Source organism: Aeromonas sp. 1805 (assembly GCF_013085525.1).
In the GTDB taxonomy this organism is placed as follows: Bacteria; Pseudomonadota; Gammaproteobacteria; order Enterobacterales; family Aeromonadaceae; genus Aeromonas; species Aeromonas hydrophila.
The window spans coordinates 1480033-1499221 of record NZ_CP038515.1; the positions used below are offsets into that span (position 1 = coordinate 1480033).

At 61.5% G+C, this 19189-nt stretch carries 19 protein-coding genes; 11 read left to right on the plus strand and 8 right to left on the minus strand.

Annotation, left to right across the window (positions count from 1 at the left end; translation table 11 throughout):
* The first annotated feature begins 2 nt into the window (after positions 1–2).
* Positions 3–1619, plus strand: a complete 1617-nt coding sequence (locus E5E96_RS07030) for a hypothetical protein (protein WP_168756304.1) — start codon at positions 3–5, stop codon at positions 1617–1619.
* Between the two features lie 2 nt (positions 1620–1621).
* A complete protein-coding gene (locus E5E96_RS07035) occupies positions 1622–2308 on the plus strand; it encodes a molecular chaperone (RefSeq protein ID WP_164927500.1) in 687 nt (228 codons plus the stop codon).
* A gap of 43 nt (positions 2309–2351) precedes the next feature.
* Here the strand turns inward: E5E96_RS07035 and leuE are convergent, their stop codons facing one another.
* A complete protein-coding gene (leuE, locus tag E5E96_RS07040) occupies positions 2352–2990 on the minus strand; it encodes a leucine efflux protein LeuE (protein ID WP_011704095.1) in 639 nt (212 codons plus the stop codon).
* A 187-nt stretch (positions 2991–3177) separates the two neighbouring features.
* Between leuE and E5E96_RS07045 the strand changes: the two genes are divergently transcribed.
* Complete coding sequence (locus tag E5E96_RS07045; RefSeq protein ID WP_011704094.1) at positions 3178–4398, plus strand: MFS transporter; 1221 nt, start codon at positions 3178–3180, stop codon at positions 4396–4398.
* A 187-nt stretch (positions 4399–4585) separates the two neighbouring features.
* On the opposite strand, the gene E5E96_RS07050 is transcribed toward E5E96_RS07045, so the two are convergent.
* The gene (locus E5E96_RS07050) at positions 4586–5770 is read right to left on the minus strand and encodes an NAD(P)/FAD-dependent oxidoreductase (RefSeq protein ID WP_171283211.1); all 1185 of its coding nucleotides are present in this window, start codon (positions 5768–5770) and stop codon (positions 4586–4588) included.
* A gap of 160 nt (positions 5771–5930) precedes the next feature.
* On the minus strand, positions 5931–6455 hold the full coding sequence (gene ftnA / locus E5E96_RS07055; protein ID WP_016348910.1) for a non-heme ferritin: 525 nt from the start codon (positions 6453–6455) through the stop codon (positions 5931–5933).
* Positions 6456–6664: 209 nt separating this feature from the next.
* Here ftnA and E5E96_RS07060 point away from each other — a divergent pair, with 209 nt between their 5' ends.
* A complete protein-coding gene (locus E5E96_RS07060; protein WP_171283212.1) occupies positions 6665–8455 on the plus strand; it encodes a GGDEF domain-containing protein in 1791 nt (596 codons plus the stop codon).
* 15 nt (positions 8456–8470) lie between these two features.
* Here the strand turns inward: E5E96_RS07060 and fabV are convergent, their stop codons facing one another.
* Positions 8471–9658 (minus strand): enoyl-ACP reductase FabV, encoded by a 1188-nt coding sequence (fabV, locus tag E5E96_RS07065; RefSeq protein ID WP_171281821.1) that lies wholly within the window; start codon positions 9656–9658, stop codon positions 8471–8473.
* A gap of 465 nt (positions 9659–10123) precedes the next feature.
* Between fabV and E5E96_RS07070 the strand changes: the two genes are divergently transcribed.
* Together E5E96_RS07070 and trpS are read left to right on the plus strand one after the other, a co-directional pair.
* Positions 10124–10558, plus strand: coding sequence for a universal stress protein (locus tag E5E96_RS07070; protein WP_010635648.1), 435 nt, complete (start codon positions 10124–10126; stop codon positions 10556–10558).
* 191 nt (positions 10559–10749) lie between these two features.
* Entirely contained in the window at positions 10750–11763 is a 1014-nt protein-coding gene (gene trpS, locus E5E96_RS07075; RefSeq protein ID WP_171281822.1) for a tryptophan--tRNA ligase, read from the plus strand.
* On the opposite strand, the gene E5E96_RS07080 is transcribed toward trpS, so the two are convergent.
* Positions 11742–12716, minus strand: coding sequence for a LysR family transcriptional regulator (locus E5E96_RS07080; RefSeq protein ID WP_171281823.1), 975 nt, complete (start codon positions 12714–12716; stop codon positions 11742–11744). The two genes, trpS and E5E96_RS07080, sit on opposite strands and share 22 nt — an antisense overlap.
* Positions 12717–12807: 91 nt before the next feature.
* Between E5E96_RS07080 and E5E96_RS07085 the strand changes: the two genes are divergently transcribed.
* Together E5E96_RS07085 and E5E96_RS07090 are read left to right on the plus strand one after the other, a co-directional pair.
* Entirely contained in the window at positions 12808–13707 is a 900-nt protein-coding gene (locus E5E96_RS07085) for a DMT family transporter (RefSeq protein WP_171281824.1), read from the plus strand.
* Positions 13692–13853, plus strand: a complete 162-nt coding sequence (locus E5E96_RS07090; protein ID WP_016348904.1) for a hypothetical protein — start codon at positions 13692–13694, stop codon at positions 13851–13853. The genes E5E96_RS07085 and E5E96_RS07090 overlap by 16 nt, the downstream gene beginning before the upstream one ends.
* Positions 13854–14007: 154 nt before the next feature.
* Here E5E96_RS07090 and E5E96_RS07095 read toward each other — a convergent pair whose 3' ends face one another.
* On the minus strand, positions 14008–14466 hold the full coding sequence (locus E5E96_RS07095) for a DUF6314 family protein (protein WP_171281825.1): 459 nt from the start codon (positions 14464–14466) through the stop codon (positions 14008–14010).
* A gap of 43 nt (positions 14467–14509) precedes the next feature.
* Here E5E96_RS07095 and E5E96_RS07100 point away from each other — a divergent pair, with 43 nt between their 5' ends.
* Entirely contained in the window at positions 14510–15364 is an 855-nt protein-coding gene (locus tag E5E96_RS07100) for a carboxylate/amino acid/amine transporter (RefSeq protein WP_011704084.1), read from the plus strand.
* A gap of 7 nt (positions 15365–15371) precedes the next feature.
* On the opposite strand, the gene E5E96_RS07105 is transcribed toward E5E96_RS07100, so the two are convergent.
* A complete protein-coding gene (locus tag E5E96_RS07105; RefSeq protein WP_043126152.1) occupies positions 15372–16235 on the minus strand; it encodes a sensor domain-containing diguanylate cyclase in 864 nt (287 codons plus the stop codon).
* Between the two features lie 70 nt (positions 16236–16305).
* Positions 16306–17019: a 3-deoxy-D-manno-octulosonic acid kinase gene (locus E5E96_RS07110; RefSeq protein ID WP_171281826.1), complete on the minus strand. Its 714-nt coding sequence runs from the start codon at positions 17017–17019 to the stop codon at positions 16306–16308.
* A gap of 164 nt (positions 17020–17183) precedes the next feature.
* Between E5E96_RS07110 and E5E96_RS07115 the strand changes: the two genes are divergently transcribed.
* Both E5E96_RS07115 and gmk read left to right on the plus strand, forming a co-directional pair.
* Positions 17184–18266 (plus strand): glycosyltransferase family 9 protein, encoded by a 1083-nt coding sequence (locus tag E5E96_RS07115; protein ID WP_171281827.1) that lies wholly within the window; start codon positions 17184–17186, stop codon positions 18264–18266.
* 271 nt (positions 18267–18537) lie between these two features.
* Positions 18538–19164: a guanylate kinase gene (gene gmk, locus E5E96_RS07120; protein WP_016348898.1), complete on the plus strand. Its 627-nt coding sequence runs from the start codon at positions 18538–18540 to the stop codon at positions 19162–19164.
* Positions 19165–19189 lie beyond the last annotated feature (25 nt).

The following is a 19189-nucleotide window of genomic DNA, read 5'->3' on the forward strand; positions in this document are numbered from 1 at the left end:
TGATGAATCCCGCATATAAATGGCTGTTGGCGATGGTAATTGCCACCAGCTGGGCCTCGCAGGCCAGTGCCGCAGTAATAAAATATAATTTGGTCGATGCTGATCTGCGCCATTTTCTGTTTATTGAAAACCAGGAAGACCACAATCTATTTATTACACCAACCGATTATCTGGACCCACGCCTGACGGGTGGCAATGCATGGACAACTGACTCCAGGCAGGTCAGTTTGGCATATGCAGACAATGGTCATAACTACACAGTCACCAACTACAACATCGATATGTGGGAAAACGGCCCGGTTAAATATCCGTATATCAATCAGCGTTGCATAAAAAGCTGGGCTGGGTGTGACCCACAGACAGCAGAAGCGATGAATAAACCCGCCTCAGTAAATGAAACCGGATTTTTCGGATTGATGAAGGCCGCCACCGGATATGCACATGCAAAATTGAGCTCCGCTTTCTTTGACTATCTTCGCACCATGCCTGCCGGGGGCATTTTGAACCGAGAGATGAATCTTTGCATGACCACCAGAATCTATGATGCCGCGGCCGGGGAACGCTGTATCAATCAGGATAGTGGGACCTGGTACGTCAAGCGGACCCAGCATAAAAAAGCGGGACACCTACGTTTCATACAAACCAATGCGATCAGTGAAGTGATCGTCGACAGCAATGGAGCTCCCTATGTGCTGCCCGGTTCACAAGGTTGTGAGAATTATCGGCTGGGTACACGAGATGGAGTGCTGTGCCGCTTTCTCGACTACGACTTCAATCAGGATGGCAGCCAGTCATTTTCAGACCCGTATATTTATACCAACATCAAAAATGCGGCACTCAACAGCGCCATTGTTGGCGGTGATGTACAAATGAGTGCGAATCTGACCAACTGGGCTCTTAAAGGTGCGGATTACAATGTCAGCTATCTTAGAGGGCAATCGTCCATTTATCTTTTTCTATCAAGCAACTTTTTCAAACAAGTGGTCAGGTTGGGATTACAAGAACAGCTCACCAGAAATTTGATTAACTTTAATATGCGAAATATCAAAGCGCCGGAAAGTGGATTCTATGAATTCAGCGGCACCACCGAGATCATTATAAAACCACGGGACTTCAGTGTTTCCATTCTATCCTCGGAGGGGGTGAGCAATCCCTACCGAGAAGGCAATGTGGGCAAGGATATATTGAGTTTCTCTTACAATATCTCGGATAGTGGGCCCATCAGTGCAGACATGCTTGAGATTACCGTTTCACAAGATATCGGGGCTCCGTATCAAGGTCTCTGCACTTTTTACCCCGCAGGGCAGGCTGTTCCCGAACAGGCAGTACCTATACCGACGAGATTGGTATTTGATTCGACCAACCATGGGACAGCCTCCCGACATGCGGTCCGCTGTGATCAGACGCCGCTGGATATTCGTACCTTGGGGATTCAGGACAGCCAACCTCCACAGGAATGGAATGACCCCGTCAGCGGCAAAGGCATTACCCGATTCTACAAGCTGGCACTGGAATTCGATCTGACCGATCCCATGGTGCAACGCACCATTGGCAACGACCTGTGGGAAGGGGAAGTACAGCAAAGCGGTACCATTACCATCAAAGGAACCTGGCGCTGACCATGAAGAACGACATGCATCGCATTCTCTGGTTCTTGCTGGCCGGCACGCTGAGCTCACAGGCCATGGCCATCGACATCGGCGCCATGACGATTGCCATGGCACCGAACGAAGAGTTCATCGCCCGGACCGTCACCAACAACAGTGGCTCGCCCAAGGTCTACGAAGTGCAGATGGAAAAAATCAGCAATCCCACGGCAACGGGGACAAGCGTTCCGACGGTGCCTGGCGAGCTGCTGTTCGCCCCCAAGCGCTTCACGCTGCACGCCAAGCGCATGCAGAACGTCAAACTCTACTACAAGGGGCCGGCGGATGGTCAGGAGCGTTACTATCGCATCACCTTCACCGAATCACCGGCAGCCCAGCTTGATGAAAGTGGCCAGGCCAGGCGCCGTGGTGCGTTGGAGATGAAACTCGCGCTGCAATCGACCCTGGTGGTACGCCCGCGCCAGGTGCGTTTTCAATACCAGCTGGATCCGGCAAGGAGCAGCATCACCAATACCGGCAACACCTACTTCGAATTCATGGTGAAACGGGGATGTCTGCAGGCGGACAGCGAGGCCGACAGCAAATACCTGCTGCCCGGCGAAACCTACCAGAACCCAACGATCGGCCAGGCAGGCAACCAGAAACTGATCGTCTACCAATCCCGGTTCATCCGGGTCGGCAAGGATTGCTGGCCTGACTAGCCGCTCGCAAATGGGCGACCGGGATTGGGCAGAGCCCTGGCCATCAGGATGACAATGTGGCCAGTCGGGCGGCGAAGCCCATGAAAAACAGGCCGATGAGGCCGTTGCCGAGTCTGGCGAGACGTACCTTGCGCGCAAAGAAGCGGGCCATCAGGGTACCGCCGAAGATCAACAGGGTCAGATAGACGAAGCTCATGGCCTCCAGCATGCTCGCCAGCACCAGGTAGGAGACCCAGGTGTGGGCGTAGTTGAAGTCGACAAACTGCACGAAGAAGGAGACGTAGAACAGGATCGCCTTGGGGTTGGTGAGGCTCAAGGTGAGCGCCTTGGAGAAGTAGCGCTCGCCGTGCTCGACCACGGACGCCTGCCCTTCCCGCCTGGCGATGAAGTTGGCATGCAGGATCTTCACCCCGAGGTAGAGCAGATAGAGGGCCCCCAGGTAGCGCACCAGGGTAAACAGCAGGGGGGTGGTGCGAATGAGGGAGGCGATGCCCAGATAGGCGCAGAAGATCAGAATGGCGTCGCCGACGAAGACCCCGAGGGCTGCCTGGTAGCCCGGGCCGACGCCGCGGCTCGCCCCGGTGCGCAGCACATAAATCGAGTTGGGCCCCGGCGCTATGATGATGAAGAAGAGCCCGACCAGATAAGTCCAGACATTGATGACTCCCAGGCTTTCGAACATGTTCCCTCCATGGCGGGTATGCGACGACGAGGTTTCTATACTAATCCGCCGCCCGCCGAGCACAAGTGCCGATCCGTGATCGCTCGCCCCATTCTCTCACGGCACTCTTCCCGCCCCACTTTGTGGTGTCCAGACGCGTCGGGATCAGGCATGTTAAGCCATACCCAGACTCACAGAACCCGTCCTCATGGAAAAGAGCCTCAGTACCGATCAGCCACTCGCCGCCGCTACCGCGCACGACGCCTTGAATCGCACCACCTATCCGGTGATCGCCGCCATCAGCTTCTCGCACCTGTTGAACGACATGATGCAGTCGGTGCTGCTGGCCATCTATCCGCTGCTCAAGCTCGGCCTCAACCTGTCGTTCGCCCAGATCGGCCTCATCACCCTCACCTACCAGTTCACGGGTTCCTTGTTGCAGCCGCTGATCGGCCTCTACACCGACCGCCGGCCCATGCCCTATTCATTGCCGTTCGGCATGGGCTTTACGATGATCGGCTTGCTGTCGTTGTCGCAGGCGGCCAGCTTTGGCGCCGTGCTGCTGTCGGCCATGCTGATCGGCATCGGCTCGTCGGTGTTCCACCCGGAATCTTCCCGGGTCGCCCGCATGGCGGCCGGCAGTCAGCCTGGGCTGGCCCAATCGCTGTTCCAGATCGGCGGCAACCTGGGGTCGGCCATAGGCCCGCTGCTCGCCGCGCTGATCATAGTGCCGCAGGGCCAGGGTAGCGCGGCCTGGTTCTCGCTGTTCGCCCTGGTCGGCGTCATCGTGCTCAGCCTGGTCGGACGCTGGTCCAGCCACCACGCCGCCAACTTCCATAAACGGATGAAGGCACACCTCGGCCACGGCCTGAGCCGTCGCCAGATCGGCTGGTCGCTGGCCACCCTCGGCCTGCTGATGTTCTCCAAATTCTTCTACATGGCCAGCCTGAGCAGCTATTACACCTTCTACCTGATGGACAAGTTCAGCCTGTCGCTCGACAGCGCCCAGCTCTATCTGTTCGCCTTCCTGTTTGCCGTCGCGGCGGGTACCGTGCTCGGCGGGCCAATTGGCGATCGCATCGGCCGCAAGCGGGTGATCTGGATCTCCATCCTCGGCGTCGCCCCCTTCACCCTGCTGTTGCCCCATGTCGACCTGTTCTGGACCTCGGTGCTCTCGGTCATCATCGGTCTGATCCTGGCCTCGGCCTTCTCCGCCATCCTGGTCTACGCCCAGGAGCTGGTCCCCGGCAAGGTCGGCACCATCTCCGGCCTGTTCTTCGGCTTCGCCTTCGGCATGGGGGGCATAGGGGCCGCCCTGCTGGGGCAGCTGGCGGATGCCACCAGCATAGAGACCGTATATCAGGTCTGTGCCTATCTGCCGCTCATCGGCTTGTTGACCGCTTTCTTGCCGACTCTTAGAAAGGGATAACGGGCCACCCCGCGAGGGATGCAACCCATAAAAAACGCGGCCGAAGCGGCCGCGTCTGAAGTTGATGAGGGCAAGGGTAGGTCAGCAGTACTGGCCAGCCCCCCCAGCCGCCGGGGCTACAGCCCCACGGGAAGTTGCCCCCCAAAGGCCGCTATCGCGCTCATCGACGATATAGAAGCAGCTTCCATCAGCAGTACTGGCCGGCTACCCAACCGGAAGACCAGGCCCACTGGAAGTTGTAGCCACCGAGCCAGCCGGTCACGTCCACCACCTCGCCGATGAAGTAGAGACCGGCCACCTTGCGCGCCTCCATGGTCTTGGAGGAGAGCTCGTTGGTATCCACCCCCCCTAAGGTCACTTCGGCGGTGCGATAACCCTCGGTGCCGTTGGGCAGGATCTGCCAATCCCCCAGCAGGGTGGCTACCGCCTCCAGCTCCCGCTCGTTGTACTGGCGCATCGGCTTGCTGACCAGCTGGCCCAGCTCCACCAACTTGTCGACGAAGCGCTTGGGCAGCTCACGCCCCAGCACGGTCTTCAGCTCCTGAGCCGGATGAGCCTGGGCCCACTCCCTGAGGGTGGCGGCGATCTCGAGCTCCGGCAGCAGGTTGATGTGGATCTTCTCCCCCGCCAGCCAGAAGGAGGAGATCTGCAGGATGGCAGGGCCCGAGAGGCCGCGATGGGTGAACAGCATGGCCTCCTTGAAACAGGTGCCATCCTCGGCGGTCACCGCCACCGGCAGGCTGACCCCGGCCAGATCGGCGAAGGCCTCTTTCTCGGCCTGATGCAGGGTGAAGGGCACCAGTCCGGCGCGGGTCGGCAGCACCTTGAGGCCGAACTGCTCCGCCAGCTTGAAACCGTAGGGGGTGGCACCTAGTTTCGGCATGGAGAGGCCGCCGGTGGCCACCACCAGCGAGTGGCAGCTGATCTCACCCTGACTGGTGGTCAGCACGAAACCCTCGTCACTCTTGCTGACGGTGAGGATCTCGGTCTGGAACTGCAGGGTCACGCCGGCCCAGTCACACTCGGTCAGCAGGATATCGACGATCTCCTTGGCGCTCTCGTCACAGAACAGCTGGCCCAGGGTCTTCTCGTGATAGCTCAGGCCGTGCCGGTCCACCAGATCGATGAAATCCTGCTGGGTGTAGCGCGCCAGCGCCGACTTGCAGAAGTGGGGGTTGGCCGACAGGAAGGCGTGGGGACCGGCCTGATGGTTGGTGAAGTTGCAGCGGCCGCCGCCGCTGATGAGGATCTTGCGGCCCGGCTTCTTGGCGTTGTCGAGCACCAGCACGGAGCGGCCCCGATAACCGGCCTGGGCCGCACACATCAATCCGGCCGCCCCGGCGCCGATCACCACCACATCAAACTGCTTCATCATCACTCACTCATCAAAAGAAAAACGGCCCCTTTATACGAAGACCGTCATTGTATCCGGCAAAAACCAGCACCGCGGTTTCATGGCTGCCGCAATAGAAAACGGCCCCTGTTAAGAGGGGCCGTCATTGTACTGGCTGAACACTAAGTGTCCACGACTATCAGGCGTTGCCATCCATGATGCTGGCAGGGGCGCCCTTGGCCAGCTCGGCCAGCTCCTTGTCGATGAAGTAGAGGCCCTTGCCGTCTTCACCCACCAGCGACAGGCGGTCGACGATGCTCTTGAACAGCTTCTCCTCTTCGTGCTGCTCGGCCACGTACCACTGCAGGAAGTTGAAGGTGGAGTAGTCCTGGGTGGTGAACGCCACGTGGGCCAGGCCGTTGATGCACTTGGTGATGTGGTATTCGTGCTCGAGGGTGGTGCGGAAGATGTCACCCAGCGACTTGAACTCGTGGGGAGGGGCATCGATGGCACCCAGCAGCGGCATGGCACCGGTCTCGCTCACGTAGGTGAACAGGCGCTCCATGTGCTGACGCTCCTCGACGGCGTGCTGGCGCAGGAAGTTGGCCGCCCCCTCGAAGCCCTTGTCCTCGCACCAGGCGCTCATCTGCAGGTAGAGGTTGGAGGAATAGAATTCAAGATTAATCTGCTCGTTCAACTTCTCGATCATGGCTTTGGCCAACATGATGATTCTCCACTGTGATTTGGTCACGATTGTCGCCACAGTTTCGTTATGAAGCAACCAGATACCGCTGCCCGAGCTCTCAGTTGTGACAGCTTTTCGCCTCATCCTATCCCCCATACGGTTATAGAGAAGCAAAGAAACATGGTGTAGGTGGATTCAGCCATTATGATGGCGCCAGTGGTCGGGGAAAGGATTCAATGAGATTCATAATGGCACTGGCGCTGCTCTGGATGACCCAGCTGCAGGCCACTCCCTCCTTGCTGAAAGAGGCTGAACTGCAGGCGGCGCGCGATCCCGTCGGCTATCTGCAACGCCTCGACGCCAACCCGCAGCAGGACATGGAGCAGTTTTACGCCAGAGCCCTGGCCCAGGCCGCGCTGGGGCGCTATCCGCAAGCCCTGCTCGACAACGCCCGTGCCCGCGGGCTGGCCAGTGCCCAGCAGGAGACCCTGCGCCTGCTCGACTTCCGCTTGCAGCAGATCGCCCTCACCCTGGATACCGAAGCGCCGGATCAGGCGCTCACCCTGCTGGAGCAGCTCAAACCCGCCGTCGCCGGTCATCCGCAGCAGACCTCCGAGTGGCACGCCCTGAACGGGCTCGCACTCTATCGCACCCAGCAGCTCAGTGCAGCGATCGCCGAGCTCAAGACCGCCTTTCGCCTCAAGCAGACGATACCAAACTCCACCATCGCCAGCCTGCAGTGCGCCCGCCTGCTGATGACCCTCGGCAACCTCTATGCCGACCTCAATCTGGCGCGGGAGGCCGAAAGCTATTACCTGGAGGCGCTGCAGCGCATGGTGCAGCTGGACGAACCCAACAGCCAGACCATCATCCGGGCCAACATGGCGCGGCTCTATATCGATACCGATCGCCCCGCCCAGGCCAGACGGCTGCTGGACAATCTGCTGGCCAACCCGGCGCTGGCGCCAGATTACCGCGCCATCATCCTCGGCTATCAGGCCATGGCGCTCAACGCCCAGCACGACTGGGCCGGCGCCCTGCGCACCCTGGACGAGGCGCAGGCGCTCTATCAACAACTGGGCTACCCGGAAGCCGGGGTGCGCCTGCTGGAGACCCGGGCCAGGGCACTGCAGGACAGCGGCGAGAAGCAGCTGGCGCTGCAACTGCTGACCAGCCAGGGGCCTGCCGGTGCCGGCAGCAAGGCCTTGCAGGCCAGCCTGCTGGCGGATCAGGGGCGCTACCCCGAGGCCTATCAGGCGCTCAATGAATACGTGAACGACTACAAGCAGCACTTCAACCAGACCCTGAGCCAGCATGCCGCCGCCTTCCAGGCCGAGATGGATCTGGCCCGCAGCGAGGCCAGCAACCGGGTGCTGCAGCAGGAGAACGAGAACAAGCGTCAGCAGTTGCTGCATCAGCAGAGTGCCCGCCACTACCAGCTGGCGCTGGTTGGCCTGCTGGCCAGTGCCCTGCTGCTGCTGGGCGTCACCACCCACCGGCTGCACCGCAGCTCGCGCCACCTCTACAAGCTGGCCACCTTCGATCAGCTCACCGAGCTGCCCAATCGCCGCGCCCTGCTGGAACGGCTGGCCACCCAGTGGCAGCAAGAGGGCCCGCTCACCCTGCTGATCATCGACATAGATCACTTCAAGCAGATCAACGACCGTCACGGTCATCAGGCGGGAGACAGGGCCATTCAGCGGCTGGCGCGGGAGCTGAGATCCTGGGCGCCCGACCTGCAACTGGTCGGGCGCTGGGGCGGCGAGGAGTTTCTGGTAGCGGTGCCGCTGCCGGCGGCGGATTGCTGGTATCTGGCAGAGCAGCTACGCCAGCGCATCGGCCAGATCGACAAACCCCGCATGACCATCAGCATCGGGGTAGCCGGCCGCTCGGCCGCCGATGACGGGTTGGGCCAGCTCATCCATCGGGCCGACATGGCCATGTATCAGGCCAAGCGCCAGGGCCGCAACCAGACCATCCTGGCCGCGGAGCCAAACAACCCGGAGCAGCCGGAGGCCCTGGCCAGCAGCGTGGCCTGACTTCAGCCCCCTGGCTCAGGGCAGCAGCTCGGTCAGCGAGGCCAGATCCACCGGCGCGCCGTAGTCGACGCCCGGCAGCTCGAAGCCGTTGAGCTGCATGAAGTCCTGGCGCAGCCCGGCAAAATCTCCCAGCGCGTGGAAGTTGTCCGGCGTCACCTTGGACCAGAGCGCCGAGACGGCGGCCTGAATGGCCGGGTCGAGTTCGTGGTCATCCATCCGGATCAGCCGGTTGCCGTCGGCCACCACCCCTTGCGGGCCGTACATCTTGGTGGCGAACAGCCGCTGCATCTGCTCGATGCAGCCCTCGTGCACGCCGCGCTCCTTCATCACCCCCATCAGCAGGCCCAGATAGACCGGCAACACCGGAATATAGGCGCTCGCCTTGGTCACCAGCGCCTTGCAGACCGACACCCAGGCGTGGCCGCCAATCTCCGCCAGCTGCAGGTTGATGGTCTCGGCGGTGGCGTGCAGATGCTCCTTGGCATACCCGATGGTGCCGTCCCGATAAAGGGGATAGGTCGATTCGGGGCCGATATAGGAGTAGGCCACGGTCTGCGCGCCGGGCGCGAGGCAATCCGCCTGCTGCAGTGCCTGCAGCCAGAGCTGCCAATCCTCGCCGCCCATCACGCTGACGGTGTCGCGGATCTCCTCCGGGGTGGCCGGATCCAGCGACTGCTGCACCAGGGTGTCCTGTTCCAGATCCAGCCCCCAGCCGCTGAATGGCTGGCCGGTGGTCTTGAGCACGGAGCGCACCTGCGTGCCGTCAGACAACACCCGGATGCCGCTCGCCAGCGAGTAGATCACCAGATCCACCTGCCCCAGCTGCTGGCGGATGGTGTCGATGGCCTGCTGGCGCATCCCAGTGGAGAAGGCATCCCCGATCAGATTGATGGCGATGCGGCCGGCCTGCTCCGCCTCCTTGCGAAACCAGATGTTGTTGTACCAACCGGCGCTGCCCGGCCCCTTGTCGGAGGGGCCCCGCTCGAACGACACGCCGACGGTGTCGGCCCCGGCTCCGAAGGTCAGGGCAATGCGCGACGCCAGCCCGAAGCCGGACGAAGCGCCCAGCACCAGCACCCGTTTCGGCCCGTTGAACGGGCCTGCCGCCCGGATCCGCTCGATCTGCTGCAGCACGGCGGCACGGCAGCCGATGGGATGACAATTGCGGGCGACGCAGCCCTGGATCTGTGGGTGAATGATCATCAAGGAGTCTCCAAGGAATCAATACGATACGCGAAATGACAGTGCAGACCGGCCCGTATCCAACCGGGATCCGGTGTTCAATGGCCGGCGACGGTCTGCCAATGGAACTGGCTACAGCATAACCAAGCGAGGCGGGATTACCTTGATGTCGGGCGGAATATCGGCGGGAAGGCGGCAGAAAAACAAAAGGGAGCGCGAGGCTCCCCAAAGCGGTATTCAGATGCTTTTTGTTGTTTTGTGTTCATTGCGAAGCACGGGCACATCCTATGCCTGTCGCCGGCTGCGGGCAAGCCGGCGGGTGTGACCTGCTTCAAACTCCTGTTCGATTTATAGCCAGTTTATTGGCTGTCGTCGGTGACAAGCTCCATAAGAAACTCGTTTAAATCCCAAAACTGTGCCGGGGACACCATTTTAGTTTCAGCAGACATTGGTATAGTGGACTCAGGATCAGTGAGGAGAACTCCCATGAATGGAACCTATTACAAACACATACTGGCCGCGATCGACCTGTCGGAAGACAACCGCAAGGTGATCGAGAAGGCGGTCGACCGGGCCCGCTCCAACGGCGCCAAGCTGTCGGTGATCCATGTCGATGTGGACCTCAAGGATCTCTACACCGAGATGATCGATATCGACATCGACAACGTGCAGGATCAGGTGATCGCCGAAGCGAAAGAGAAGCTGGAAGCCTTCCTGGCCTCGGTGGACTACCCCATCGAGAAGAAGCTGGTGATCTGCGGTGATTTGAGCGAGCGGGTCAACCAGGCAGTCAGGGATTACCAGATCGATCTGCTGGTGTGCGGCCATCGCCAGAGCTTCTGGAGCCTGCTCACTTCGAGCGCGCGCCAGCTGATGAATACCGTGCCCTGCGATCTGCTGGTCGTCCCCTTGCAGAAGTGATCAAACAGGCGTAGTTTGATTTTCCATGAATATGACCTCATTCAATCACAACTACTGGTGGTACTGCTCTTAAACAGGCGGCACTGCTTTTCTATGTAAAATTTCCCAAAGAAAACACCGTGACCGCCGAGAGGCGGTCATTGTTTTCATCCCTTTGTCGCCTCCCGGCTCACCCAACTGGAGAGAGTGACATGCACAACCCCGTTATCCTGACCGGCGATCGCCCCACCGGCAAACTGCACATCGGCCACTACGTCGGCTCCCTGCGCCAGCGCGTGGCCGCCCAGCACCATTACCGCCAGTTCGTGATGATCGCCGATCTGCAGGCGCTGACCGACAACGGCCACAACCCGGCCAAGGTGACCGACCACGTGCTGGAGGTGATGGCCGACTACCTGGCCGCCGGCCTCGACCCGGCCAAGACCACCTTCTGCCTGCAGAGCGCCCTGCCCGCCCTCGCCGAGCTCACCACCTATTACCTCAACCTGGTCAGCGTCGCCCGGCTGGAGCGCAACCCCACCGTCAAGGCGGAGATCCAGCAGAAAGGGTTCGAGCGCAGCCTGCCGGCCGGCTTCCTGATCTACCCGGTCAGCCAGGCCGCCGACATCACCGCCTTTCGTGCCACCCATGTGCCGGTGGGTGAAGATCAGCTGCCGATGCTGGAGCAGACCAACGAGATAGTGCGCCGCTTCAATACCCTGGTTGGCAAAGAGGTGCTGACCGAGTGCCAGCCCATTCTGAGCGACACCGGCCGCCTGCCCGGCATCGACGGCAAGGCCAAGATGTCCAAGTCCCTCGGCAACACCATAGAGCTCGGCATGTCGGCGGAGGAGAGCAAGCAGGCAGTGTTCGCCATGTATACCGACCCCAGCCACCTCAAGGTGAGCGATCCGGGTCAGGTGGAGGGCAATACGGTGTTCGCCTATCTGGATGCCTTCCACCCCGACAAGGCACTGGTAGCCGAGATGAAGGCCCACTACCAGCGCGGCGGACTGGGGGACATGCGCTGCAAGCAGGTGCTGCACGACTGCCTGCAGACCCTGCTCGCCCCGATGCGGGAACGGCGCGAGGCAGCCATCGCCGACAAGCGTCAGCTGCTGCGCCTGTTGCAGCAGGGCACCGAGCAGGCGCGCGCCCTGACCGACGAGGTGCTGGCCGAGGTGAAGGGGGCGATGGGGCTCGACTACTTCGCCGGATTGAACTGATCCGCCCCGCGCTGTGCCGGGCTGCCGAGCGCATCCGCGCCGTAGCGCTCGAACGCCAGCCGATGCAACAACCCCTTGAACCAGCCGATCGCCTCGTCATGGGCGGTGAGCGGGTGGCCCGCCATCAAATAGACAATGGGGATGTCGGGGTCCAGCTGGTGCAGCCGCAGCGGATAGTAGCGGCAGAAGTGGCGCCCGATCATCTCGGGCACCACCACCAGATAGCGGCCGGTGGCCATCAGCGGCGGCACCGCCATAAAGCTCGGTAATCGGACACCCAGTTCACGCTCCACCCCGAAACGGGCCAGCCAGAGATCCACCATGGCTTGACTGTGGCCCCAGCTGGAGGTGTGGATGTGGGGCCGGCTGACCAGATCGTCCGGCCCCAACACGTCCGGCAGTTCGCTGCCAAGGGGCGACAGACAGACCAGCGGGTTGTTGAACCAGGGCTCGCGCCACAGCCGGGGCGAGAGGTGATTGGCATCGGCGAAGCCGATCACCAGATCCAGCTCCCCCTTCTCCAGCTCCCGCTCGTAGTCGCTGTCGGCCAGCTCGCACACCTCCAGCCGGCAGTGCGGGGCATGCCGGTGCAGCCGCTCCACCAGCGCCGGCACCAGGCCATGTTCCACCGAGCCCGGAGTGGCGATGCGAAAGATCCGCCGCGCACTGGCAGGGTCAAACCCCTTGGCCTGCCGCAACCCCTGCTCCAGCATGGCCAGCGCCTGGCGCACCGGGCTGGCCAGCGCCTTGGCGCGCTCGGTCGGCATCATCTCGCGCCGGCTCATCACGAACAGGGGGTCGTCCAGCGCCATTCGCAGCCTCCCCAGCGCATGACTGACGGTGGACTGGGAGAGGTGCAGCCGCTCGGCGGCACGGGTGACGTTGCGCTCCTGCATCAGCATGTCGAACACGGTGAGCAGGTTGAGGTCGAGGCGGGAAAGGGGCAGTTCCATCGATATTGGCCATGGTTGGATGACGACAATTCATTTTTGGCATAGTAGCAGATTGCATAGAATGCGCAGGCGAATTACATCGGAGATTAAAATGCGTAGCTATCTGTTGTTGCTGGCGATTGGCCTGTTGTGGGGCTCCCAGTTCATTTTCATGCATCAGGCCGTGACCGAATTGCCCCCCATCATGGTGGCAGCGGGTCGCGCCTTGTGTGGCAGCCTGACCCTGGGTCTGCTCTGCCTGTTCATGCGTCTCAAGAGCGAGCACACCCCGTGGCGTACCTATATGCTGATCGCCCTGCTCGATGCCACCCTGCCTTTCATCATGGTGGCCTGGGGTCAACAGTATGTGGATAGCGCCATCGCCGCCGTGGTAATGGGTTGTATCCCGTTTGTCACCATCCTGATGGCACCCTTGTTGGTTTCCGGTGAAAAAATCACCAAGGGCGGTCTCGTCTCCGTGGTCATCGGCTTCGTCGGCGTGCTGGTGCTGTTCTGGCCGAAACTGGCCAGCGGCATGAATGCCGGCCTGCTCGGCGCCATGGCCATCCTGTTCGGTGCCAGCTGCTTCGCCATCGGCCTGCTGATGATCAAGCGCTTCGCCAAGGACCACCCGGTGGTCGTGGCCCGCAACATCCTGATCTCTTCGGCCATCCAGCTGCTGCTGGCCGCGCCGTTCGTCACCGATCTGAGCGCGCTCACCATGCCGAGCCAGTATGCCATCGGCGCCGTCACGGTGCTCGGGGTGTTCTGTACCGGTCTGGTCTACTTCCTCTACATGGCGCTGATCCAGAAGGCGGGCCCGACCTTCGCCTCCTTCAGCAACTACCTGGTGCCGCTGTTCGGCGTCATGCTGGGTGCCCTGTTCCTCGGCGAACAGATCCAGTCCACCACCGGCGTGGCACTGGCCCTGATCCTGGGCTCGGTCGCCCTCAACCAGTGGGCTCAGCAGCGCCGCGTCCAGCGGGAGGCTGCCCTATGTCAGGCATCCTGACCACGCTCTGCGGCGGCCTGGTGGTGATCGCCGGCTGGCAGTATCGCCAGCGGCTGATGGGTCTGCTCGGACTGCTGATGGTATTGCTGCCCTGGTTCTTCGACAGCAAGCTGCAAGCCATGCTGAGCTATGCGCTGAGTGCCTGACATCCGTCTCTGAATGTGTGACGAGAGTGTATCTCTCCTGTTTTTGGGACCGTTTTTCAAAAAAACCTCCGATTTGTCCCTTCTACCGGCGCTTTGCGCCGGTTTTTTTATGCCTGTCTTTCCCTGCCAGCGCAGACGCCAAGCTCCTTGCACATCACACCCGATAGCGATAACTCAACCGCTCGTTCTTGCGCGGGCCGGTGATCTGCCAGCCAAGCAGAAAGCCGTCCCCGATCGGCGTCAGCTCGGCGCTGTAGTGATCCTGGCCGCACAGGTGGGGCTCAGCGGTGAGCCAGCGACCATCCGCCTGCGGCAGCAACTCGAACAGCACCACCGGCTGCTCGTAGCGCAGGTGGGAGAGCCGGATCCCCTGCTCGCCACGCTGCCACCAGAAGCGGTTGTGCATGGTCAGCACCCGGCCATGGGGCGTGGTGTAACGGCCCTGCTCGGCAAACAGCCAGCCACCCTGATGATCGGTCACCGTCACTTCCCCCTCACCACTGCCACACCAGTCGGTGGCGGAGCCTTCCCCGTTGCTCGCGGTAAAGGCAAATGCTCCGATCTGTGGCAACTGGCGCCATAAACGCTGGATCAAGGCTTCCATCTCGGCCATCATAGCCCCCTTCAAAATTGACAACTGACGACAAATCAACCACATGAACTACTTGATAGGGGTTACCCTGCTCTGGTCATTCTCCTTCAGCCTGATCGGGGTCTACCTCGCCGGTCAGGTGGATGCCTACTTCTCGGTACTGACCCGCATCGTGCTCGCCAGCCTGGTATTTCTGCCTTTTCTCAGACGGCGCTGGTTGCGGCCCGACCTGGTGGCCAAGCTGATGGCCCTCGGCGCTACCCAGCTCGGCATCATGTATCTGTTCTATTACCACTCCTTCCTGCTGCTGACGGTGCCGGAAGTGCTGGTGTTCACCATCTTCACCCCCATCTACGTCACCCTGATCCATGACCTGCTGGAGCGGCGCTTCAAGCCCACCTATCTGTGGGGAGCTTTGCTGGCAGTGCTGGGGGCGGCCGTCATCCGCTTCGACGGGCTGACCGAGAGCTACGTACTGGGTTTCCTGGTGGTGCAGGGTGCCAACATTTGCTTCGCCATCGGCCAGGTCGGCTACAAGGTATTGCTGGCGCGGGAGAAGGAACAGCCCCCCCAGCTCGCCGTGTTCGGTTGCTTCTATCTGGGCGCCCTGGTCGTGGCCCTGCCCGCCTGGCTGCTGCTGGGCACGCCGCAATACCCCACCAGTACCCTGCAGTGGGGCATTCTGTTGTGGCTGGGGATAGGCGCTTCCGGGCTTGGCTACTTCCTGTGGAACAAGGGGGCGACCCAGGTCAGCAGCGGTGTGCTGGCCATCATGAACAACGCCCTGATCCCGGCAGGTCTGCTGGTCAATCTGCTGCTGTGGGGCAAGGATACCGACCTGCTCAGGCTCACCCTGGGCGGCCTGCTGATGCTGGCCTCCCTCTGGGTATGCCAGCGTCATGGGGTAAGTGAGCGCTGACTAAAAATCAGCCAACGACGGTGTTGTGCTCCCGTCTGGCCTGACCGTGGCAGGTAGCCAGCCGGGCCAGCAGGTGATCGATCTGCTCGCCGGCCTGGCTCTGCACCAGGCCGATGCTGACGGTCACCGGTCGCTGCGGCAGCAGGCTGGCATCGGCGATCTCGAGGCGCAGCCGCTCGGCAATCTCGAGGCCGCTCAACCGATCGGTCTGGGAGAGCATCAGGATGAAGCCGTCTTCGTCCCAGCGGGCGAAGGGGTCTTCCCGCCGCAGTTCGTGACGCACGATACGGGCCAGCTTGGCCAGCATGGCATCGCAGGCCACCTCGCCGAACAGCTGCTGGATCTTGGCCCTGTGGTCGACGCTGAATTGCAGCAGGCTGAAGCTGCCGCTCTCGCTGGCCAGCCGCTCATCGAGCAACAGCTCGAAGTGGCTACGGCTCTCCAGCCCGGTGAGGGGATCGGTACCGTGCCGCTCCTCCACCAGCAGTGTCTGTGAGTCGAGCAGACGCACCACCCCCAGCACCTGGCCGTGAACATCGCGCCGGGCCCGCTCCTCCAACCGAACATAGTGGCCGTCGTGATGCAGGATGCGGTATTCGAGCCGGATCTGGGCCACCCGCCCGCTCTGGCAGGCGGTCAGCGCCTCCTGCAGGCTTCCCACGTCATCGGGGTGCACCCGCTCCAGCCAGCCGAGATCGTCCAGACCGGCTTCGTTCAATCCCAGCAGCCGCAGACAGGAGAGATCCCGCTGCACGCCCTGCTGCGGGCTCCAGCTCCAGAGCCCTGCCTCCAGCAAGGCGATGGCATCCGCCATCAGCGCCAGATCAAACCGGGTAATTGCCTCCCTGTGGGGAGCCTTGAGCATGTCCATCGAGCGCCTCGACACCGAATCTGAAGACCTTCTCAATAAGTAACATTGGCTCTCGCGCCGAGCAACAGGGTCAGCTCGCTTTTCCTTGATAGCCGTTCATCAGGGCCTGCCAGTTCTCCGGTACGAAATGGAAACTGGTATGCAACTGGGACTCCTTGTTGAAGGAGCGCAGCAACCGTTCCAGGTTAGCCTGCTGCCAGTTGCCGGGAGAGCGGATGGCCCCCTTGTCGAAGTCGATCACCCACACCTTGCCCTCCTTGTCGAGCAGCAGGTTGTGGCTGTTGAGATCGGCGTGATAGACACCTGCGTCGTGCAACCGGCGCACCGTCTGACCCACCTTGTGCCACACCTCGCCGGCGATCGGCCCCTGCTTGAGCAGGGCCACCAGATCCTTGGCGCCACGGATGCGCTCGATCAGGATGTCGGCCCGATAGAAGGGGCCCTGCTTGGCCATCCGGGCGGCAAACGGGCGCGGCACCGGCAATCCCTGGGCGCTCAACTTGGCCAGCAGCGTGTATTCGGCCATGGCACGGCTCGATTCAACCCCTTCGAACCAGAAGCGATCCCGCACCATCTTGCCCACCATGCCACCGCGATAGTAGTGACGCAGCACCAGATGGCGGGATTCATCCTTGACGAACCAGGTCACTCCGCGGCCGATGGAAGACCCTACCACCTGGCGATGTGTCTGCCACCAGGCCGGATCAAACAGCTCGGGAGAAGGGTCGCGAAACGCCCCTTCGGCGTACCAGCAGATCTGGTTGTGTTCGGTCTGAATTTGCATTTTTGGCGATTCCGGTCGGTCAGTCATGGCTACACAAGGCAAGGGCAGGCAACGGCAACACGGGCTTTGTCAGGGGCACCGGCTGCCGGTCGTGCGCAATTTTACAATCCACGGGGGAGTTTGCATAATGCCATCCATCCATTTTGCCACCATTGCGCCACATCATGCCGCTGTTCCAAACGCCGCCCTCCTCCATCTGCATCCTGCGGCTCTCCGCCATCGGCGACTGCTGCCACGCGCTGGCGCTGGTGCGCGTCATCCAGCGGGCCTGGCCGACGACCCGTATCACCTGGATCACCGGCAAGATTGAAGCGACGCTTTTTGCCGATCTGCCCGGGGTCGAAGTGATCGCCTTCGACAAAAGCAAGGGCTGGCGCGGCTACCGCGAGCTCTGGCAGACCCTCAAGGGACGCCAATTCGATGCCCTGCTGCACCTGCAGGCGGCCATGCGGGCCAGCATCGCCACCCTCGGCATCAAGACCAAGGTCAAACTGGGGTTTGATCGGGAGCGGGCCAGCGACGGCCAGTGGCTGTTCACCAACCACAGGGTGCCATCCCCCGCCTCGCCCCACGTGCTGGACGGCTTTCTCGCCTTTGCCAAAGAGCTCGGGATAAAGGATCTGACCCCGGACTGGCAACTGCCCATCAGCACCGAACACCAGGCCTGGGCGAAAGAGAAGATTGACGGCAAGCCGACCCTGCTCATCTGCGCCGCCGCCAGCAAGGCATTCAAGAACTGGACTGCCGCCGGCTATGCCGCGCTGGCGGATCACGCCACAGACAAGGGTTTTCAGGTCTATCTGTGTGGCGGGCCGGCCAAACTGGAGCGGGATCTGGCCGCCGACATTCAGCAACTGAGCCACAGCAAGCCGGTGGATCTGGTGGGGCAGACCAACCTCAAGCAGTTGCTGGCGCTGATCAAGGAAGCCAGCCTGGTGCTGGCCCCCGATACCGGCCCCACCCACATGGCGACCCTGGTGGGTACGCCGGTGCTCGGCCTCTATGCCCACCACAACCCGGACCGGACCGGCCCCTATCTGTGCCGTGACTACGCGGTCAGCGTCTATCAGGAGCTGGTCGAGCAGGAGACCGGCAAACCGCTGGCCGAGCTCGGCTGGCGCACCCGCCTCAAGGATCCGGACGCCATGAGCAAGATAACCCGCGAGCGGGTCATCGCCGCCTTCGACCGCCTCTGCGCCGATCGTCAGCTGCCCGCCGGACAGCAACTCGGAATTTCCGAGCAGTGAAGCAGGGATAATCTGCTGGCCCACCCGCACAGTGACAGGCAGAATGGCGGCTGATGTGGGTGACGCTCCCGCAGCAAGCTACGAATACTTTGATCGGCTGGAATATGATTCCGGCCGTTTTTTTATCCGCCACCTTCTGTTAAAATTCGCCGCCTTTACATCCCTCTCAATTCAAGAATTTTCCGCGTTTCGGATTTGGCTGTCTCCCTTTCGGGCACAAGACGGCGGCCTCTGCTACAACCAAAACACGGTCTCGCTTAAAGGTACAGACATGGCGCAACAAGGCACTCTCTATATCATCTCCTCCCCGAGCGGAGCGGGTAAATCCAGCCTGCTCAATGCCTTGCTGACCCAGCACAACAGCGCAGGCAAGATGCAGCTGTCGGTTTCCCACACCACCCGCGCCACCCGTCCCGGTGAAGAGCACGGGGTGCACTACCACTTCGTCAAGGTGGAAGAGTTCAAGGCGCTGATCGAGCGCGGCGACTTTCTGGAGTGGGCCGAGGTGTTCGGCAACTACTACGGCACCTCCCGCGCCGCCATCGAAGCCTGCCTGGCGCAGGGGATCGACGTGTTCCTCGATATCGACTGGCAGGGCGCCCGCCAGATCCGTGAACAGATGCCGACCAAGTCCATCTTCATCCTGCCGCCCAGCCGCGAAGAGCTGGAGCGTCGCCTGATCGGCCGCGGCCAGGACAGTGCCGAGGTGATCAAGGGCCGGATGGAGAAAGCCATTGCCGAAATGGTGCACTATGACGAGTATGACTATGTCATCATCAACGAAGACTTTGAGCAGGCACTGTTCCAGCTGAGGGCCGTCATCGAGTGCCAACGGCTGGAATTGCGCCAGCAGCAGCAGGCCCAACAAAACTTGCTGCAACAGCTACTGGCAGAATAGGCCAAAAACAAGTAAACTTTTGCGT